This window comes from Paenibacillus tundrae (assembly GCF_036884255.1).
Taxonomy (GTDB): Bacteria; Bacillota; Bacilli; order Paenibacillales; family Paenibacillaceae; genus Paenibacillus.
The window spans coordinates 4,817,329-4,836,645 of sequence record NZ_CP145605.1 but is presented as its reverse complement, the minus strand read 5'-3'; the positions used below and the strand labels follow the sequence as shown (position 1 = coordinate 4,836,645).

Annotated in this window: 18 protein-coding genes and 1 pseudogene; 16 read left to right on the top strand and 3 right to left on the bottom strand. The window is 46.1% G+C overall.

The window, feature by feature from the left end:
• Positions 1 to 98 precede the first annotated feature (98 nt).
• The 11 genes from V6W81_RS21740 to V6W81_RS21690 all read left to right on the top strand — a co-directional run bounded on the left by V6W81_RS21740 (position 99) and on the right by V6W81_RS21690 (position 11,411).
• Positions 99 to 986 carry a carbohydrate ABC transporter permease gene (locus V6W81_RS21740; RefSeq protein ID WP_128103126.1) on the top strand — a complete coding sequence of 296 codons (888 nt, stop codon included), beginning with the start codon at positions 99 to 101 and terminating at the stop codon, positions 984 to 986.
• Positions 979 to 1,824, top strand: coding sequence for a carbohydrate ABC transporter permease (locus V6W81_RS21735; protein WP_338540360.1), 846 nt, complete (start codon positions 979 to 981; stop codon positions 1,822 to 1,824). Before V6W81_RS21740 ends, V6W81_RS21735 begins: the two co-directional genes overlap by 8 nt.
• Positions 1,825 to 1,979: 155 nt before the next feature.
• Positions 1,980 to 3,476: a glycoside hydrolase family 30 protein gene (locus V6W81_RS21730; protein ID WP_338540359.1), complete on the top strand. Its 1,497-nt coding sequence runs from the start codon at positions 1,980 to 1,982 to the stop codon at positions 3,474 to 3,476.
• Between the two features lie 52 nt (positions 3,477 to 3,528).
• Positions 3,529 to 6,477, top strand: a complete 2,949-nt coding sequence (locus V6W81_RS21725) for a beta-galactosidase (protein WP_338540358.1) — start codon at positions 3,529 to 3,531, stop codon at positions 6,475 to 6,477.
• Between the two features lie 285 nt (positions 6,478 to 6,762).
• Positions 6,763 to 7,320, top strand: a complete 558-nt coding sequence (locus V6W81_RS21720) for a GNAT family N-acetyltransferase (RefSeq protein WP_338540357.1) — start codon at positions 6,763 to 6,765, stop codon at positions 7,318 to 7,320.
• Between the two features lie 91 nt (positions 7,321 to 7,411).
• Positions 7,412 to 7,609, top strand: coding sequence for a hypothetical protein (locus V6W81_RS21715; protein ID WP_338540356.1), 198 nt, complete (start codon positions 7,412 to 7,414; stop codon positions 7,607 to 7,609).
• Positions 7,610 to 7,755: 146 nt separating this feature from the next.
• Entirely contained in the window at positions 7,756 to 8,517 is a 762-nt protein-coding gene (locus tag V6W81_RS21710; protein WP_338540355.1) for an exodeoxyribonuclease III, read from the top strand.
• Positions 8,518 to 8,964: 447 nt separating this feature from the next.
• Complete coding sequence (locus V6W81_RS21705) at positions 8,965 to 9,267, top strand: hypothetical protein (RefSeq protein WP_145408267.1); 303 nt, start codon at positions 8,965 to 8,967, stop codon at positions 9,265 to 9,267.
• A 46-nt stretch (positions 9,268 to 9,313) separates the two neighbouring features.
• Positions 9,314 to 9,472: a hypothetical protein gene (locus V6W81_RS21700; protein WP_186380874.1), complete on the top strand. Its 159-nt coding sequence runs from the start codon at positions 9,314 to 9,316 to the stop codon at positions 9,470 to 9,472.
• Between the two features lie 184 nt (positions 9,473 to 9,656).
• A complete protein-coding gene (locus V6W81_RS21695) occupies positions 9,657 to 10,253 on the top strand; it encodes a hypothetical protein (RefSeq protein ID WP_338540354.1) in 597 nt (198 codons plus the stop codon).
• 180 nt (positions 10,254 to 10,433) lie between these two features.
• The gene (locus tag V6W81_RS21690) at positions 10,434 to 11,411 is read left to right on the top strand and encodes a diaminopimelate dehydrogenase (protein WP_397338675.1); all 978 of its coding nucleotides are present in this window, start codon (positions 10,434 to 10,436) and stop codon (positions 11,409 to 11,411) included.
• Between the two features lie 222 nt (positions 11,412 to 11,633).
• Here the strand turns inward: V6W81_RS21690 and V6W81_RS21685 are convergent, their stop codons facing one another.
• Together V6W81_RS21685 and V6W81_RS21680 are read right to left on the bottom strand one after the other, a co-directional pair.
• On the bottom strand, positions 11,634 to 12,524 hold the full coding sequence (locus V6W81_RS21685; RefSeq protein WP_338540353.1) for a pentapeptide repeat-containing protein: 891 nt from the start codon (positions 12,522 to 12,524) through the stop codon (positions 11,634 to 11,636).
• Positions 12,525 to 12,563: 39 nt separating this feature from the next.
• Positions 12,564 to 13,607: a LacI family DNA-binding transcriptional regulator gene (locus tag V6W81_RS21680; RefSeq protein WP_338540352.1), complete on the bottom strand. Its 1,044-nt coding sequence runs from the start codon at positions 13,605 to 13,607 to the stop codon at positions 12,564 to 12,566.
• Positions 13,608 to 13,669: 62 nt separating this feature from the next.
• Here V6W81_RS21680 and V6W81_RS21675 point away from each other — a divergent pair.
• A pseudogene (locus V6W81_RS21675) lies at positions 13,670 to 13,846 on the top strand (PTS glucose transporter subunit IIA); the annotation flags it as partial.
• A 162-nt stretch (positions 13,847 to 14,008) separates the two neighbouring features.
• On the opposite strand, the gene gdhA reads toward V6W81_RS21675, so the two are convergent.
• On the bottom strand, positions 14,009 to 15,385 hold the full coding sequence (gene gdhA, locus V6W81_RS21670) for an NADP-specific glutamate dehydrogenase (protein WP_338540351.1): 1,377 nt from the start codon (positions 15,383 to 15,385) through the stop codon (positions 14,009 to 14,011).
• A gap of 511 nt (positions 15,386 to 15,896) precedes the next feature.
• Here gdhA and V6W81_RS21665 point away from each other — a divergent pair.
• The 4 genes from V6W81_RS21665 to V6W81_RS21650 all read left to right on the top strand — a co-directional run bounded on the left by V6W81_RS21665 (position 15,897) and on the right by V6W81_RS21650 (position 19,300).
• Positions 15,897 to 16,370, top strand: coding sequence for a GreA/GreB family elongation factor (locus V6W81_RS21665; protein WP_338540350.1), 474 nt, complete (start codon positions 15,897 to 15,899; stop codon positions 16,368 to 16,370).
• Positions 16,360 to 16,866, top strand: coding sequence for a cation:proton antiporter regulatory subunit (locus V6W81_RS21660; protein WP_056701588.1), 507 nt, complete (start codon positions 16,360 to 16,362; stop codon positions 16,864 to 16,866). The genes V6W81_RS21665 and V6W81_RS21660 overlap by 11 nt, the downstream gene beginning before the upstream one ends.
• 3 nt (positions 16,867 to 16,869) lie before the next feature.
• Positions 16,870 to 18,075 (top strand): cation:proton antiporter, encoded by a 1,206-nt coding sequence (locus tag V6W81_RS21655; RefSeq protein WP_338540349.1) that lies wholly within the window; start codon positions 16,870 to 16,872, stop codon positions 18,073 to 18,075.
• A 298-nt stretch (positions 18,076 to 18,373) separates the two neighbouring features.
• Positions 18,374 to 19,300 carry an NADP-dependent oxidoreductase gene (locus V6W81_RS21650; protein WP_338540348.1) on the top strand — a complete coding sequence of 309 codons (927 nt, stop codon included), beginning with the start codon at positions 18,374 to 18,376 and terminating at the stop codon, positions 19,298 to 19,300.
• Positions 19,301 to 19,317 lie beyond the last annotated feature (17 nt).

Sequence of the window (19,317 nt, the reverse complement as noted above, 5' to 3'; positions counted from 1 at the left end):
AACCTTTTGAACACGAACAAATAGATCGACAGGGGGACAGACGGAATTCGGCATGAACCCGGGTTCCGTCTGCTCGCTTTGTTATGGGAGGGCTTAACGTGAAGAAAAAGGACGGGAAATGGTTTTATATCTTTATCTCGCCTTGGCTAATTGGTTTCCTAGGACTTACCCTGGGCCCGATTTTGTTTTCAATCTACATGAGCTTCACCAACTGGGATCTGTTCCAGTCCCCGAATTTCATCGGTATTGATAACTACAAAACCTTGTTAACCGATGACCCGATCTTCTGGAAGTCGGTGGGTAACACCTTTTTCTATGCCTTGATATCGATCCCACTTGGGATGTCCATCTCGCTCTGGATTGCCTATTATCTGAACAAAAAAATCAAAGGCATCACGTTCTTCCGCATTCTATTCTATCTACCTTCTGTCGTTCCAGTCGTAGCAAGCTCTTTGCTCTTTATCCACTTGCTTGCACCAACAGAGGGTTTAATTAACCAAGCGCTTGCTGTATTCGGTATTCAAGGTCCTGCTTGGCTTCTTGATCCGAATTGGGTAAAACCTGCATTGATTCTCATGTCCTTATGGGGCGTTGGGGGCGGCGTGGTACTGCTACTGGCGGGTATGAAAGGTATCCCTCAGGAGTTGTACGAGGCCGCTGCCATCGATGGAGCCAAAAGCTCGCAATCCTTCTTCCACATTACATTTCCAATGCTTACGCCCGTCATTTTCTTCAACTTGGTAACAGGTATGATTGGCGCACTCCAGACATTCGCACAGGTATTTATCGTTACGGCGGGTGGACCGGATAACTCAAGTCAGATGGTTGTGCCTTACTTGTTCCAGAACGCATTCCAGTTCTACAAAATGGGCTATGCATCCGCTATAGCTTGGGTATTATTCATCATCATCATGGCACTGACCCTGGTTGTGTTCCGTTCATCAGCGCTATGGGTGCACTACGAGGAGGGAAAAGCGAATGAGTAATCCATCCACTGTCGAGAAGACGATATCCTACATTTTTCTGATTCTGGTCGGGGTGCTGCTGGCTTCCCCCTTCCTGTACATGATCTCTATTGCACTGGCGAGTGACGCAACGACGGTAAAATCAGCCTTTACGTTTATACCACTCGAATTTCAATGGTCGAACTTCTACACCATCTTTACGAATAACAATCTCGGCACTTATCTGAAAAACTCCATTATTATCACGGTATTCACGATTATCGGATCTGTATTGTCTGCATCGATTGTATCGTATGGTTTCGCACGGATCAAAGCGAAAGGCAGTCGTTTCTTATTTATCGTGCTGCTCAGCACAATGATGATCCCGGGTGAGGTTACGATGGTACCGCAATTTATCATCTTCCGCCATCTGGACTGGATTAATACCTTCTATCCACTGATCGTACCAAGCTTCTTCGCGGGTGCGTTCAACGTATTCCTGATCCGGCAATTTGTTATGAGCATTCCAAAATCACTGGATGAAGCAGCGATGATTGACGGCATGGGTCATCCGGGGATCTACTGGAAAATTATTATGCCGCTGACCTATCCAATATTGGCTGCTATCGCTATTTTCTCATTCTCCTACAACTGGGGTAACTTCATGGGGCCGCTCATTTATATCAATGACCCGGAGAAAATGCCACTAGCCCTGGGTGTTCAACTTCTGACAACCGTTGGTGGTGGACAGATGCCACCATGGAACTTAGTCATGATCGCTTCGCTATTCCTGACGATTCCGATGGTGCTTGTCTATCTATTCGGACAACGTTATGTATATGAAGCGAACATTAGCGGAGGCAGCAGCGGTATCAAATAACGAAAGTGGTATAGCGAGATGTCACCTAACATGTGCAGCTCCAACGTAATAATTTAACGTTAGGCAACCAAATGTATAGACAAACAAGTGTCAGACACACAAAGGGTGACTACACATGCACGATGCGGTGCACTGGAGAGAGGATTGTGTGAACCATGAGTCGTGATCAACATCGTAGCAGACGCAGACGAAGCTACATCCTGATGGGTGCAGCCCTGGTTGTACTGCTAGCTGGAGGAGGAATTGTATTGAATCAATTTGCCAATGGACAATCGAAGCCACTTGCCTTTGAGGGAGAACCTGTGAATTTGAAGTTGGAGCAGTCCTATGATCATTTTGAAGGTTGGGGAACATCACTTGCGTGGTGGGCGAACAATATGGGTGAATGGAAGGATCAGGCGAAGGTAGATGAAGTGATGGATCTGGTATTTGACCCAGCCAAAGGGCTTGGACTGAATATTGTTCGTTACAACATTGGAGGCGAGGAGAACCCTGAGATGAAAGCGTTACGTCCTGGGGGCGATGTTCCTGGCTTCCAACCTGAACCGGGCGAATGGGACTGGGAGGCGGATGCAGGTCAACGTGCGGTGTTGAAAGGTGCGTTGGAACGAGGTGCTGACATCGCGGAAGCCTTCTCGAATTCGCCGCCGTACTGGATGACGATCAGCGGATCTGTGACTGGAGCAGTCGATGGAAGTAACAATTTGCAGGAAGATCAATATGATGCCTTTGCGGATTATTTAACAGAAGTGGTTAGACATTATCGCGATGAGTGGGGTATTACGTTCCGTACACTTGACCCTTTGAACGAGCCATCCTCGGACTGGTGGAAGAAGGGCAATATGCAGGAAGGCAGTCATTTTAGCAATGATAAGCAGGCAGAGATCATCAAGAAAGTAGCAGCTTCTCTTCAAAGCAAAGGTTTGGATGGCACGGTCGTTAGCGCAGCGGACGATAATAGTATTGATGAGACAGTATTCAATTTCAGTCTCTATGATCAGGACACATTAGATGCGATCTCACAGATCAATACTCACTCTTATAATGGAAGCAAAATGGAGGAGCTCCGCGAACTTGCTAAGAAGCATGGCAAGAAGTTGTGGATGTCCGAATATGGAACAGGTGGTAGCGAGCCGCATAGTCATGACGATATGACATCTGTACAGGAACTGGCTGAGCGCGTTATGTTCGACCTCAAAGTGATGCAGCCTTCGGCTTGGGTATACTGGCAGGCGGTTGAGGATGAAGGTGCGAATAACAACTGGGGCTTCATCCATGCTGATTTTGCGGCACAAGATTCGTATGAACTCACCAAACAGTATTATGGTATGGCTCAATTCACGAAGTTCATTCGTCCGGGTGCAACGATTATTCCAACGGATGATGGACGGACGCTGGCGGCATATGACAAGACCAGTCAACGGCTGGTGTTAGTGATTCGTAACGAGTTATCTGCTGGCAAAACCTCGTTTGCACTGGAGCCGTTTACCTATGGGAATTCGACCACAGCACAGGTCTATCAAACCTCACCGGATCTAGATATGCAGCAGCTTGAGGACGTTAAAGTATACTCAAATGGAATAGAAGTTAATACGGCAGAAAATTCGATTACTACCGTTGTATTGGAAGGGGTTACACTTCAATCTCAATAATGGTATGTTATACAGGTTGAACTGAATTAGATAGAAGGAGGGGAACACATCGATGAGAGAGAAACCATCCCTGTTGGTTCAAGATCAAGCAGGTGAGAACAATGTCGATTCCCAAATTATTGGCTCCACATCAGACCAGCTTCCATTGGAGCTGACGTATGACCAGCGTAGCTTCATGCTAAATGGAGAGCGCGTATTTCTGAATAGTGCTACAATTCATTACTTCCGTATGCCAAAGGAAGAGTGGAGACAGTTGTTGGTGAAAGCCAAGCTTGCTGGCATGAACTGCATCGATACGTATTTTGCTTGGAATGTCCATGAGCCTGAGGAAGGCCAATGGAACTTCGAAGGAGACAATGATTGCGGAGAATTCCTTGATCTTTGTGCAGAACTCGGAATGTGGGTTATCGCTCGTCCGGGGCCGTTTATCTGTGCTGAATGGGATTTCGGCGGCTTCCCTTATTGGCTCGGAACGAAGCCTGACATGAAGTTCCGTGAAAATAATGAAACGTATCTCCATTATGTGGATCTGTATTTTGATAAACTCGTACCGATTATCCGTAAGCGTCAGATTTCCTCTGGCGGTACTGTTATTCTGGTGCAAGTCGAGAACGAGTATGAATATATCAAGGACGACGAAGCGGCAAGCGAGCATATGATCTATCTGCGCGATGGTTTATTACAGCGTGGAATTGATGTGCCATTGATCACTTGTGTCGGAGGAGCAGAAGGAACTATTGAGGGCGCTAATTTCTGGTCGGGTGCAGATGGGCACTATGCGAAGCTCAGAGCGAAGCAGCCAGATACGCCGAAGATGGTGACCGAGTTCTGGACTGGTTGGTTTGAGAACTGGGGTGGTCCTTCCGCAATCCAGAAGACGCCAGCTCTACTTGAGAGACGAATCATGGAAATTCTCCAAACCGGATATACGGGTATTAGCCACTATATGTTCTTTGGCGGTACGAATTTCGGTGGATATGGCGGTAGAACGATAGGTAGCAGCGATATCTTTATGATCACTTCCTATGACTACGATGCTCCGCTGAATGAATATGGACGTGTAACCGAGAAGTATGCAGTTACGAAAACGGTATCCTATTTTGTAGATGCACTCGGACCATTGCTGCTTCAATCGGAAGAGGTTCCTACAGAGCAGATTAATATCCGCCATCCGGAAGGATTGTCTGTACGTGGCCGCACTGCGGATAACCAGAATATCTGGTTTGTAGAAAGCCACAAAGGTGAACGTGAGGGAACCACCATAACGTTTGAAGATGGTCGAACACTTCCGATCACTGTAAATCCAGGTCAGATCATTCCGGTGTTGGATCGCGTTCGCCTTGCGGATAACGTCTATGTAACAAGCGGAGCCCTGATTACGGGGAATGAGATGATTAACGGAGAGCTGAACTTGTTCATCTCAGCGGATTCCGGACAGCGATCTGTATTGGATCTGGAAGCGCCTGCATTGGAAGTTGTCAGCAGTAGCATGCAGGTTCTTGTGGAGAAGGATTCAGCGCGAGACCTATATCGCTTCGACTTGTTCCACTTCCGTGAACCGGGAATCATTCGTCTTCAGGCGGGCGATGTGTCCATTCGATTGATTGTGCTGGATCGGGAGTCAATGAACCGTACATGGCGATTAGATGGTATTAGCCAAAATGAACATCGTTATGCGATTGGTTTTGACGAAGTTCAAGTCCTATCGCAAGGTCAAGTTAAAGGGTCGATCTCTGATCTGGATCGCACCGTAGTGTTACTCGGCGATTGGCAGGATGGCGAGCAGACGTGGACAGGGCGTGAATTCATCGCTCGAACAGAAACAAGTGAGCCGTTGTCAGCTTCATCCGTTGCAGCACTTACACCTCCAGTGGCACCAATATTGTCACGTTCTCCAGAGGTAGCACGTGTGAAACTGGCAGCTGATCAGCGTCCAGCAAGTGGGCAGCCTGAGCACTTCTCACAGTTCGGGCAAGATTTCGGCTATCTGCTCTATGAGTGTGATTTCGAAAGTCCGAATGGCGGAATGACACATATTGTACTTCCTGATCTTCAAGATACCGCAAGAGTCTATGTGAATCAGGTAGAACAGGCACTAGTGCGTCAGGTTGGTGCAGCAGGTGTGAACATTCAAGCAGCCCAAGGTCATAATACGCTGCAGATTCTCGTGCAGCAAATGGGTAGATTGAATTTCTCACCGAATCTCGGAGAGAGCAAGGGACTTGCTGGTCCTGCATATCTGGGCGGTTCGGTGCAAGATATTCGTCGTGACTGGCAGGCGGCAGATACATCTATACAACTGAACGAAGTGAACAATCTAACGGAAGCTCCACTTCTAAGTAGAAGCTTTGAGCTGGATGGCAATGACCGTGCGATTCTGGTTGGTGCTGTAAGCAAAGGGCTTCGCGTGAACGGCACCGAAGTGCCAATGGAAGGTTACCATGATTGGTTCTCCTTCGCTACGGTGGACCTTTCCAGCTATCTGCGTCAAGGTGAAGTCAATACATTGGAAATGCCTTATTCCAAATCCCCGCTTGAGCGGCTCGAACTGATCTTGTATCGTAGTGCCGATGAATTGAGCGGTTGGCGTATGGCGGGTAATGATGCATTGCTTCCGCAGCAGTGGGAGACACAAGAGGTAGGATCGCCATCTAGTCTTCTGGGCGAACATGCGGCTACTACTGGCAATCGTACTGCCAATCAGGGAGAAGGTCAGCCTGCATGGTACCGTTGGAACTTTAAAATGCCAGCTGTATCCGACCAGTATGTTGTGAATGTGAAGGTAAGACTTACTGGAATGAGCAAAGGCACGCTTCACCTCAATGGTCATGATCTTGGACGTTACTGGCAGATTGGTCCACAGGAGGATTACAAAATCCCTGTTGCCTGGTTACAGGAAGAGAATGAGCTATTGTTATTTGATGAAGAAGGACGCTCGCCAGATCGAATCCGTCTATTGTTTGACGAGCCATCCAAGTATCCGTGGGTGAGCATCAAGTAAACGAAATATTAATAAGCAATTCATAGCTAGATAGGTGGAATTCAAAGACGTGTGTTGGAGCCAGGTCGTTAGGTAGCGACGGGCGCCGAACACGTCTTTTTTGTGTATTTACAGTGTATTTATTTACAGACAACATGATTGAATACACAATCGTAGATGGAGACGTATAGAACCCTGTTTCAATTCGAATAGCGAGATGGTGGCTTCAAGGAGGCTCTGCCTAAGATAGGCTTTCTTATCTAAAGTAAAGCGTTGTACAATAACGTATAACAAAGGAGATGACATATGAGTAATCGATTTGATTTTGATGAATTCCCGCAACTAAGGACAGAACGATTCAACCTCCGATCGGCAGAGGTCAAGGACAGCCATGATATTTTGGAATTGTATTCGAATGAAGCTGTCGTTGAGTTTATGCCGTTTACCCCCTTCGAGTCGATAGATGATGCGAACGATGAGATGAGTTGGTATGCGAAGATTTTCAGAGAGAAGTCAGGTTTACGTTGGATGATTGAGGATGGTGAATCCGGGAAAGTCATTGGAACCTGTGGGTTTCTCAATCTGGAAGAGGTACATAACCGCGCTGAGATTGGATACGATCTACACCCTGATTATTGGGGACGAGGTGTCATGACAGAGGTAGCAAGAGTTATTATGCAGTTTGGATTCACGAGCATGCAGCTCAACAAGATCGAAGCAAGAGTAGAACCGAAGAATGAGGCGTCGATTCACCTGTTGCGCAAGCTTGGTTTTCAGCAGGAAGGCGTTTTGCGGGAGCATGAGTTTGAGAAGGGAAGATACGTTGATCTTGCCGTGTTCTCTAAACTGAGAAGTGAAGCGTAAGCCATAATCTGTAGTTTGAGTGTTAAATGGAATAAGCAAAATCGATTCTATTAAACTTAAAGTGTTATACATACAGAGAGGATGTTTTCACATGAAACGTATGTCAACTTCTGAACTAAATGAAATTCTAGTAAAAGCTACATTATCGGCCAGAGAAGAAGCTAAGATGAATGGTGTACCCATTGTATATGAAGAAAATGAAAAAATGATTAAGGAATATCCGGATGGCAGGAAAACCGAGATCATTTTTGACGAAAAGGGTAAGAAAACGGAAATCGAATACCCATAAGTAGCTCGTCATACTAAGTCAAGATTACCGTGCTGGAACATTGTGACTATGACATATCTGCGTTCTTGATTGAACATCCCAGTGACTTAACCTTGTCCTTGCGAATTCGCCCATGCTATATTGGAGAGATGTGAGGAGATGAGGATATGAAGTTAGTGTCCTGGAATGTAAATGGATTACGGGCATGTGTGACCAAGGGATTTATGGATTATTATCAGGAGAGCCAGGCTGATATTTTCTGTGTGCAAGAGACGAAGCTACAGGCAGGCCAGATCGAGATGGATCTGGGTGATGATGTATATCAATACTGGAATTATGCGATCAAAAAAGGCTATTCCGGCACGGCCGTATTTACTCGGATCAAGCCACTTTCCGTCTGGTATGGGATGGAGGAAGACAGTGAGCCGGAAGGTCGAATGATTACACTGGAGTTTGATGAATTTTATCTGGTGAATGTGTATACACCTAATGCAAAGCGTGACCTGACCCGATTACCTTACCGTCTCGAATGGGAGGATCGTTTCCTGAAATACCTTCAGCAGTTGGAAGCGAACAAACCGGTTATCGTATGCGGTGACCTGAATGTAGCCCATCAAGAGATTGATCTGAAGAATCCGAAGCCCAATATGGGTAATTCAGGGTTCACATTAGAAGAGCGAGGCAAAATGACGGATTTGCTCGAGGCAGGATATGTGGACAGCTTCCGTCATCTGTACCCGGATCGCACGGATGTATATAGCTGGTGGTCCTATATGCCAAAGGTTAGAGAACGGAACGTTGGCTGGCGTATCGATTATTTTCTGGTATCGAATCAACTGGTCTCAAAAGTCGAGGATGCACACATTGACTGCCATGTGATGGGCAGCGATCATTGTCCTGTCGGGCTAACATTAAATTGTATAGGTTGAACTAGACATTTACACAAGAACGGAGAGGACAGAAATAACGTGAAGAAGCGAAGTGTTCGCCTGAAAGCTTTCTGCAAGAAAGCTGCATCGGAAGCATAAACCATCCCAGGATTTTCCCTTAGAAAAAGGGAATCAGAAGAATCTGGGGATAACAGCGATCGGAAGGTTGTTCTGTCATTGGAGTGGTCAGTGTAAATATTTTAGTTCAATCGCAATAATTCGAATGCAATATGCCGCAAGTTTCCTAGGAGTGACAGGAGACTTGCGGTTTTTTAGTTTTTTTCATCGATCCCGGGCAGGATTACATACTAGACTAAAGTTGGGGATTAGACTAGGCTCTGGATCGTTTCTTGCCATGAGAACATGGGTTAGGATTAATACATACATAAGGAGTCTTGGCGTAGCATGGATTCGGAACAGATATCAAGTTGCATGGGGAGGACGAGAATGGATAGATTGCTGGGTAGAGGTATTCGAATTGTTGGCGGTGTGATGGTTGTAACAGGTGTTCTGTTATTTGTTGGGGCGGGCTACATGGTAGTGCAGGATGTGCAAACGAGGCAAGCTTATCTGCCAACGGAAAGAATAGATGAGTTTAACAGGGGTCATGTACAAGTGAATACATCTAGCACGTTACATTCAGGTGGAATAAGGCTTGCTTCTGATCCCGAAGATTCAACCTTGGTTGAAGAGTTTACACAAGTTTATGAGCATCTGAAATCTTCACTGAACCTGGAGTTATATGAATAAGCGAATTGTGGCTTGATTGAATCATAGCCGAGAAGGAGGAAGAGGGATGAAGGTAAAGGTGATGGGCGGATTCCTAGCTTGGTTTCTGGTCAGCTTCCTACTATCCATCGCAGCACTATCTGTCATGATGCTGTATGCCTCAGCTTATGTTGAAGCAGCTTCATATATAGATGCATCACATCTGATTACGATGAGTTCATCGTAATAACTGTTGGATATGAATTCTTAGGTTTCTTAAATCTTTAATTAGGGTAAGGGGGGAGATAACTAAATAATGAATGCAGATGTGGATGAAGTTAACGCAGGGCATAATTCCACATGATAACGATTGAGCTGAATATGTATAAGATATTCCTTAGTCCATACACAACACATAAGGAGTGAACATAATGAAATTACCTCAGAAGCATCTCATGATGTGTGCTGCTGTAGCAATGGTTATTGCGCTAAGTGCATGTAGCGGTAGAACAGGGCAGCCAGCACAGGATACAGGACAGGTTAATTCCGAATCATTGGAGTCTACGGGTGAAGTGAACAATGATGCTAATAACGAAGCAACCACAGCAGAAGTGAGTTCCCCAGATGGTACAGCGGAGATTGTGGATACCGATGAGGAGACCAATTCTGAGGCTGGTGGTGATAACGCAGCAGCAGAGGGGACTCAAGAATTACCAGACGTCTTGCCAACAGACTTTCCTATGCCAGATGACGCTCATATTCAGCTAGCTAACTCCGGTGACAATGATGGTAAGAAGACAGCTATGGTAATCTACACCACGGAGCAGGATATGAAGACAGTCTCCAAGATGTATAAGGACTATTTCGAAGCCAAAAAATTAACCGATGCAGGTCAGACGTTGGATGACAAAAGTATCATTATTCAAGGGACTGATCCTGAAACGAAGCAGCAATGGTCACTGATTGGCGGAGCCCTGGCTAGCAAGGAAGGTACGATTGAGCTGACACTTACGTGGGCTGAATCTTGATAGCCGGAACAACTCAATATAGAACATATGATACGTCTTGCCTTACATTGTCGGTGGCTCTGTTGCCACATAAATGTAAGGTTTTTTTAATTTAGAACTGGAAACACAACAGGTTACATGGTATGTTATATCTTTATAGAAAGATAGACAACTACTGACGAAGACAGGAGAGGATTGAACATGGTTAAAGTGGGTATTGTGGGTTACGGTAACTTGGGTAGAGGCGTTGAGAAAGCAATTAAGCAAAATGATGATATGGAACTGGTTGCTATATTTACACGTCGTGATCCAGAGCAGATGGTAGGCGAAGATACATCCGCTCGTTTCGAACATATCTCTGCCGCTGAGCAATACATAGGCAAAATTGATGTGATGTTGCTGTGTGGAGGTTCGGCTACAGATCTTCCGGAGCAGACACCTGTCATTGCACGACTATTCAACACGGTAGACAGCTTCGATACACATGCCAAAATCCCTGAATTCTATGCAGAGGTTAATGCCGCTGCCGAGCAAGGTGGACATGTAAGTGTCATCTCTACGGGCTGGGATCCAGGATTGTTCTCCATGAATCGTCTGTTGGCGCAATCCATTCTGCCTGAAGGTAAAGAATATACATTCTGGGGAACTGGCGTTAGCCAAGGTCACTCTGATGCGATTCGTCGTGTGCCAGGTGTCAAAGCCGGAGTTCAATACACCGTACCTGTAGAAGAAGTGATTAACCGTATTCGTGCAGGTGAAACGCCAGAGTTGTCTACTCGTGAGAAACATTTGAGACAATGTTACGTTGTGGCTGAAGCAGGAGCAAACGAGGATGAGATCCGTGAAACGATTGTATCCATGCCGAACTATTTTGCTGACTATGATACAACGGTAACCTTTATTACTGAAGAGCAATTGAAAGCTGAACACGAAGGTATGCCGCATGGTGGATTCGTGATTCGCAGTGGAGTTACGGGAACAGCATCCAAGCAAATTATTGAATTTGGCTTGAAATTGGATAGTAACCCTGAGTTCACAGCAAGTGTACTGGTTGCATATGCAAGAGCTGCACATCGCCTGAGCGCTGAAGGTCACAAAGGTGCCAAAACAGTATTTGATATTCCGCTGGGTCACCTGTCTCCTAAATCCGCTGAAGAGCTTCGTCGTGACCTGCTCTAATCAACGAGTTTAGAATTTATAAAAAAAAGAGCTTTACCGTCATACTCACGTTCGAACAGAGTAGGGACGGATGAAGTTCATCAGAAAGAGCCCGTCCTTCGGTTGATTGAAGGACGGGCTCTTAGTTGTTTCATTAGGATCACCAGATAATGCCGCTGGGTATATTCATACTGCTGTTGTTGGGGACGAATGATCTCTCAGTCTGATGCTGTACACTTGATCTTAGGTAGTCCAGTGATCAGGCATTTTCACATGAGTGGGCAGCTTCGTCGCGCTATTTCCCTTGGCTGAGTTAAGCTGTGACTGTGTTAGGAAAAGACTGCCTCTCAGATCTGCCCCGCCAAGGTTTGCATCCCGTAAGTCAGCACCTATGAAGTCGGCTGCTCTTAAGTCTGCATTTCGTAGATCTGCCGCGATCATAAGTGCGCCCCTGAAGCTGTTACCACGAAGGTCTGCTCCTTTGAGGTTGGCACCTAGATAGTCCATTCCACCGGCACGTTTATTCATTTTGGATTTTGATTTGGATTTTCCATGACCCGATGCTGTAACAGTCTGTTTCATGCTGGAAATGGCTTGGGTACGGATCATCTCGCTTCCTTGCAGCAAGAGCTCACTTATACCGGCTCGGTGAGTCGGGATATCGAGTCGTAAAATGGCTGCCGGCTCCAGCAGTGTGAGTTGCTCTGTTTCTTGATATTTTTCACGCAGACGTGAATGAATCGATTTTGTTTCTGGATACGCCAGCATCTCATTCACATAGCTCATCATTTCCTGTAGCTGTCTCATCACAGGTAGGCAGTCGAACATTTCCGAAGCAAGCTCGGGGTGATCCCGCCAGTCCTTACCTGCATATGTAAGCTGTGAGAGCTTCTGTCCCGCTCCAAAACAATCGTATACCGTACAACCTTTAAATCCTTTTTGTCTAAGTTGTGTATGGATGCCGCATCGATTATCGTTGCGGAGATTCGGGCATGGTGTGCCACTGGATTTATCAAAAGCAAAATCGGAAGATTTGCCATAGGGCAGTGCCACGCAACATAAGCCAAAACATTGCTCGCAGTCTGCGCTCAGATGTAGGGGTGCCTCCGTGCTGACGAAGGGGTGGTTAGACATTATTGTACACTTCCTTTAAGAGGTTGTTCAAAAAAAACGTTACTTTTGATTTTTGCCCACAACAGGTATGCATGATCTTCGCTCCACAATCTCGGTATTCACAACCATTTGGACTGCATTTGCATCCGTATGATCGATCTTTTCCATCAATAGCTTCACAGCGCTCTTGGCTAACATATCCTTTTTGACATGCACGGTGGTTAATTCGGGGCTGATAACTTTGGCTTCAAAAATATTATCAAATCCCATCACCGACACATCTTCAGGAACACGAACGCCTATGTTCTGTAGTGATTTGATCGCACTAATGGCAATGTAATCATTCTCGCAAAATATGGCTGTAGGCAGCTCTGCCAGCTGTTGAATGGACTGCTGGAATCCTTCCTGTGGCATCACACGCATGGGATGCATATCGAAGATTAATCCATCCTCTACCGTTAACTGATGCTCACGAAGAGCGGCGTTAAAGCCTTCTTCCCTTTGCACGAAATTGACGATGCGCGTATGCGACCGAACATAACCTATTCTACGATGTCCAAGCTTAATTAAATGCTGGCCTGCTTGATATCCACCCAGCTTGTTATTAATGGAGATAAAGCTTGCATCCATATATTCAAAGCACGTATCCAAAATGACCACATTAGCATGGTGGGATCGTATAGGCTCGATCATATCTGGCGTGAGATTGGTACCGAGTAGCAGAATGCCAGCGGATGGCTGATCCTTTTCCAAGGCCAGTAGTTCATGATGTAGATTCTGTATATCAATGGAAGAGATCACCAAGGTATTCCCATGCTGCTTCACTTGATCGGTAATATGATGAATTAACTCATTGAAAAAAGGTAATGAATCATAATGCTCGGTAACAATGTCTGCATTTTTACAGGCGACAAAACGAATAATGGCATGAGGTTTCTGAATTTCTTTATCGGACTTCAGTGTTCTCGGTCTATACCCGTGTGCCTGAGCGATATCTAATATATGTTCTCGGGTCTGTTCACTAACCCCAGGTTTATTGTTAAACGCAAGTGAGACCGCAGCCTTCGATACCCCCGCAAGCCGCGCAATATCATCAATTTTCAATATACAACCTCCTAAATGGCCTGCATGTCCTAAGTATACCATGATTTAGGTATGTCTCCGATGGGGATGTCGTTCGTAAGGGTGATAAGCTCGTGGAGTTTGATCTTGCGGCTATTCAGGCGGCTGGTTATGATACGACAACATCGGTCATTGTATCTAACACCTCAGCGTATTCGGATATTCAGATCAATTCTTCTTCTCAGGTGGAACAGGGTGCGGCTCTAATTAGTGTTAAATAAAAGAGTTTTTGCATACAAATATGTTAGAATTGGTTGGAAAAAAGTAAGGGCAGCGTCCGGTTTTGCGGATCGCTACCCTTTGTCATGCACGTCATAATCTAGTGCATATTTATACCGTTACCATACGAACCTGCTCAGAATGTTTATGCAGGTTTCGGAGAATTATACAATACCTTGAGCCAGCATCGCATCAGCCACTTTACGGAAGCCGGCAATGTTTGCCCCTGCAACGAGGTTGCCTGAGCAGCCGTATTCTTCTGCAGCCTCTACGCAGCTTGTGTAGATGTTTTTCATGATTTGCTGCAACTTCGCGTCTACTTCTTCAAATGTCCAGGACAACCGCATGCTGTTCTGTGACATTTCAAGTGCAGACACAGCCACGCCGCCAGCGTTAGCTGCTTTTGCTGGTCCAAACAGGACGCCTTTTTCGAGGAAGAGGTCAATAGCTGCCAGCGTTGAAGGCATGTTGGCTCCTTCGCCAATCGCTTTTACTCCACCTTCGATAAGCGTAGCTGCCGCATGTTCATCAATCTCGTTCTGAGTAGCACAAGGCAAGGCAATATCACAAGGAATAGACCAGATTCCTTCACAACCACTGGTGTAAACCGCATGAGGATGTTCCTTCACATATTCACTAATCCGGAGACGATTCTCTTCTTTCAGGCGTTTCACGGTTTGCAGGTTAATTCCTTCTGGATCATGAATGTATCCGCCAGAGTCGCTACACGCGACAACTTTGGCACCGAGCTCCTGAGCTTTCTGGATCGCGTAGATGGATACGTTGCCTGAGCCGGAAACGACAACCGTGCTGTCCTGGAAGCTTAATCCTTTGGCTTGAAGCATCTCGTTCACGAAGTACACACAACCGAAGCCAGTCGCTTCTGTACGAGCAAGGCTACCGCCGTAGAGCAGACCTTTACCTGTCAGGACACCTGCTTGGTGACCTCCGCTAATGCGTTTGTACTGTCCGAACATATAACCGATCTCACGGGCACCTACACCGATGTCGCCTGCAGGAACGTCCGTGTCTGCACCAATATATTTATAGAGCTCTGTCATGAAGCTTTGCGTGAACCGCATCACTTCCTGATCTGATTTACCTTTTGGATCGAAGTCCGAGCCGCCTTTACCTCCTCCAATCGGAAGACCTGTTAAAGCGTTTTTGAAAATTTGCTCAAAACCAAGGAATTTAACAATGCCCGAGTACACGGATGGATGGAAGCGAATTCCACCTTTGTAAGGGCCGATGGCACTGTTGAACTGTACGCGGAATCCGCGGTTAACTTGAACTTTGCCTTGATCATCCACCCAAGGTACACGGAAGGTAATTACACGTTCAGGTTCAACCAATTGTTCCAGCAGACCGTTCTCCATATATTTAGGATGAGCCTCGATGACAGGAATGAGTGAGTCCAGAATCTCTTTTACCGCTTGGTGGAATTCGTTCTCCTGCGGGTTTCTAGCGACTACGGATTCATAGACGGAATGAACATATTGTGAAGCGATAGACTGAGTAGATTCTTTAGTTAGTGTGGACACTTTTCTGATGCACTCCTTTGTCGTGTTAAAGTCTGTAATTACCCATTTGCATAAATTGCACAAAAGTTTGTAGTTAAATATACAGGAAATGCTATAAAAATACGAGATAGAAATCCATAAAATGTTTTTTATGACGTTATTAAAATGTTCTATAGATCTACCATATGATGTTAAGGATAGGGCGAGTCTTGAAATTCCGAAGGACGCAGATTTTGCCGAATTTTCGATCCAAGCCAGGAAGTTTTTCGCAGGCGTGCCGGGGCACGTCAAGGGAAAGTGACGCAGCAGGGGGCGAAAAGGTGGTGAAAGATGCACTTCAGCGAGTTTTGAGACACGTCCTAAGGTCAAGTTACCTATTTAGCTGGATTTAATAATTAGTTTTGGTAAGATGGATGTAGAGGTCTCGGCAATCGGGATCTTCATTTTATATTCAAGGAGGCATACAAGATGTTGCAAAGACTCAGACACATGAACCAAGAGAACAAGGCTTGTATAGGAGGTGAGATCTATTATGAACCATAGATCCCATTGCCATAATTGCAGAGAGATGCTGGTGAGCCAGCTCATTACTTTGGGTGAAGAGAAAAAAACATTTCTCAACGCCTATTTTGACGTGCGTGAACCTGAATGGTTTCAGATGGAACGGATGCTTACTACGTACACAGAACATGTAGAGCAGCTGTTGCTGGGATCAGATGAACTGTTGAATTCCACTGTGCTAATTGGGAGCCGTATCACCTTCGAATATGTGGACTTCCATACATCGGATTCGTTCTGGATCGTAATGCCGGACGAGGCAGATGCAGATGAGAGTCGCATCTCGTTCCTTTCCCCGGTTGGAAGACAATTGTTGCTTGCTCGCCAAGGGGAAACCCGGAGTGTGAATATCCCTGCAGGTTCTATGCGGGTGCGTATTACAGATATTCAATTGCAGCACGAGCCGGTCACTGGGAAGGTTGAAGGGGGTGCAGATTATGCACTTTAAAGAGACGGATCTGCCGGGCATTGGCCGAAAGTATTGGCTGCATACACGTAGCGGTGAGCATCTGGTGATTGTCATTCATAATGACGAGCGACGAGATCTTTTTCATATGGAGTCTGGGGAAGTACCGGATGAACCTGGAGATATGAGGTCTTTGGTGACGCTGGATGACGATGAAGCAAGAGCAGTCGCCGCTATTGTAGGTGGGATGACGTATAAACCGCAATTCCAGGAGCAACGCGAGGTTATGCTAGATGGGTTGCTGATTGAATGGTTGCGGATTGAGCCACACGCAGCAAGTGTTGGGCAAACCATTGGGGATCTGAACATTCGCCAAGCTACAGGTGCAGTCATTCTGGCTGTGGTGGAGAAGGATAGGGCGAAGCAGCTTAATCCAGGGCCTGAGTATACGTTTACCGCAGGTGCGACCCTTGTTGTTGCCGGAGAACGTGAGCAGCTTAGAGAGCTCAAACGTTTGCTTGTTGATGGAAGGCTATAGCCTATGGATATGCTCATATTTGAGGTGGGAATTGCCGTTGCGCTAATTACACTTACGGGATTAATATCTGCACGACTACGATTTTCAGTTATTCCATTTTACATCCTGGTCGGTATGGCTGTTGGACCGCATGCACCGCAGTTTGGCATTGTGGATTTACGATTTATCGAGAGCTCGTCTTTTATTGAGTTTATGGGCAGGCTGGGTATTTTATTTTTATTGTTTTATCTGGGACTGGAGTTCTCGGTCTCCCGATTGTTGAAATCTGGTAAAGCCATTCTTACGGGTGGTATATTCTATGTAGGTCTTAATTTTGTCTCAGGTTTGCTGTTAGGCTGGTTAATGAGCCTGCCCCTTCAGGAAACGATGGTTGTGTGCGGCATCATGACCAGTTCATCTACAGCGATCGTAGCCAAAGTGCTTGTGGATTTGAAGCGGACGGCGAACCCTGAAACGGAAATTATTATGGGCATGATCATGTTTGATGATCTATTCATCGCAATCCATATCTCGATTCTGACTGGACTTGTACTGAGCGGGGCGACCTCGTTCCTGAGTGTGCTGTTAGTATCGCTCTCTGCTCTGCTTTTTATCGTCTTGTTCCTGATTATTGGCAGGAAGAGTATCAAAGCTATTGATAAAGCACTCCATATCAAGTCATCGGAATTATTTCTGCTTACTATCATGACGCTCTTGTTCCTCGTGGCTGGATTCTCGGAAACGCTACATGTTGCTGAGGCCATCGGTGCGTTAATGATTGGACTTGTGCTTGGCGAATCCAGACATGTCAGCCGAATTGAACAGCAAATTATGCCGTTCAAGGACTTCTTTGGTGCGCTGTTTTTCTTCAGCTTTGGCCTGACGATTGAGCCATCTTCCCTCGGTGGAGCTGTCGGGATGACACTGATTGCCGTCGTTCTGACCATTCTTAGCAATTACGGTGCAGGCATGATTGCTGGTAAAATGGCTGGTATGTCGACCAAGGCTTCGTTGAATGTAGGCTTTACACTGGTATCTCGGGGAGAGTTCTCCATCATTATGGCGAATATCGGTAAGGCAGGAGGTCTGATGGCTTCCATTCAGTCTTTTGCCGTGTTATATGTGCTGATTCTGGCGGTACTTGGACCTATTCTGACCAAAGAATCTCCTCGCCTGTATGCGAGGTATGAACGGTTCCGGAATCGGGCGAAACAAAAGGAAATCGGATAAGCGGATAGTTATAATAGCCTTGATAGACAGGATAAGCTGTGCGGATCAGGCATATGGCAAGCAAGGCGCCACATTTCGTTGGAGAATTATCGTCTCCAAGGTGTGGCGCTTTTTTTGCGTAATAAGGAGAAGACCATAGTTTATGTAACGGACCGTCATTAACATCCCTGACTTATAGAATGAAAATGCTGTGACCTCAGGTCAAGTAAACCAATGAATGGGGTAATTATAAACAGAGAAGATTATGAGAATAACCTATCACATGTCAGTCCATTTTTAAGAAAGGCAGGGATTCAATATGAAGGCTATAGTGATTGAAGCATTTGGCGGACCTGAGCAAATGAAGGAAAAGGAAGTCAATAAACCGGCATGCGGAGTGAATCAAGTTTTGATCCGTACACAGGCGACATCTGTTAATCCAGTTGATTTCAAAATAAGACAAGGTCACTTGAAAGAAGCGGCAGATCAGCTACCGATGATTCTGGGTGGTGACGTCGCAGGTACTGTGGTTGAAGCGGGCTCAAACGTTACTCGTTTCAGAGAAGGAGATCGTGTATTTGCACGTCCACGTCAATTCGGAACCTATGCGGAATATGTTGCTGTAGATGCGGATATTGTTGCTCGTATACCGGAGCAGTTGAGCTTTGAGGAAGCAGCTGCGATTCCGCTCGCCGCGATGACAGCTTGGCAGGCACTGGTGGATCATGGCCGTTTGGGCAAAGGACAGAAGGTGCTCATTCATGCCGGTGCGGGTGGAGTAGGCACATACGCCATTCAAATCGCCAAATCGTTGGGCGCTGAAGTTGCTTCTACAGCAAGTGCAGCAAACGAAGAATTACTTCGCTCGTTAGGTGTGGATCATTTCATTAACTACAAGGAAGTGGATTTCTCGCAGATTCTCTCAGACTACGATGTTGTATTGGATACGATGGGCGGGGACATACAGCGGAACAGCTTCAAGGTGTTGAAGTCTGGCGGACGTTTGGTATCACTTGTGGAGCAGCCAGATGAGAAGCTGGCGAAGGAAACCGGCGTAACAGGTAACGTGTTCATGATGGAACCCAAGGGAGATCAACTTGAACAGTTGGCCGAGCTTGCGGCTGAAGGCAAATTGAAGTCGATCATTGATGAAACGTATCCGCTAACTGAACAGGGATTGCGTGATGCTCACGAAAAAAGTGAGTCACATCATACGCGGGGTAAGCTGGTTATTACCGTGAATTAGTCTAGAGTCCGTGAGTT

Coding starts and splice junctions, on each gene's coding strand:
- V6W81_RS21735 (WP_338540360.1), top strand. CDS start 979: ATGAGTAATCCATCCACTGTCGAGAAGACGATATCCTACATTTTTCTG.
- V6W81_RS21730 (WP_338540359.1), top strand. CDS start 1,980: ATGAGTCGTGATCAACATCGTAGCAGACGCAGACGAAGCTACATCCTG.
- V6W81_RS21725 (WP_338540358.1), top strand. CDS start 3,529: ATGAGAGAGAAACCATCCCTGTTGGTTCAAGATCAAGCAGGTGAGAAC.
- V6W81_RS21720 (WP_338540357.1), top strand. CDS start 6,763: ATGAGTAATCGATTTGATTTTGATGAATTCCCGCAACTAAGGACAGAA.
- V6W81_RS21715 (WP_338540356.1), top strand. CDS start 7,412: ATGAAACGTATGTCAACTTCTGAACTAAATGAAATTCTAGTAAAAGCT.
- V6W81_RS21710 (WP_338540355.1), top strand. CDS start 7,756: ATGAAGTTAGTGTCCTGGAATGTAAATGGATTACGGGCATGTGTGACC.
- V6W81_RS21705 (WP_145408267.1), top strand. CDS start 8,965: ATGGATAGATTGCTGGGTAGAGGTATTCGAATTGTTGGCGGTGTGATG.
- V6W81_RS21700 (WP_186380874.1), top strand. CDS start 9,314: ATGAAGGTAAAGGTGATGGGCGGATTCCTAGCTTGGTTTCTGGTCAGC.
- V6W81_RS21695 (WP_338540354.1), top strand. CDS start 9,657: ATGAAATTACCTCAGAAGCATCTCATGATGTGTGCTGCTGTAGCAATG.
- V6W81_RS21690 (WP_397338675.1), top strand. CDS start 10,434: ATGGTTAAAGTGGGTATTGTGGGTTACGGTAACTTGGGTAGAGGCGTT.
- V6W81_RS21685 (WP_338540353.1), bottom strand. CDS start 12,524: ATGTCTAACCACCCCTTCGTCAGCACGGAGGCACCCCTACATCTGAGC.
- V6W81_RS21665 (WP_338540350.1), top strand. CDS start 15,897: ATGAACCATAGATCCCATTGCCATAATTGCAGAGAGATGCTGGTGAGC.
- V6W81_RS21660 (WP_056701588.1), top strand. CDS start 16,360: ATGCACTTTAAAGAGACGGATCTGCCGGGCATTGGCCGAAAGTATTGG.
- V6W81_RS21655 (WP_338540349.1), top strand. CDS start 16,870: ATGGATATGCTCATATTTGAGGTGGGAATTGCCGTTGCGCTAATTACA.
- V6W81_RS21650 (WP_338540348.1), top strand. CDS start 18,374: ATGAAGGCTATAGTGATTGAAGCATTTGGCGGACCTGAGCAAATGAAG.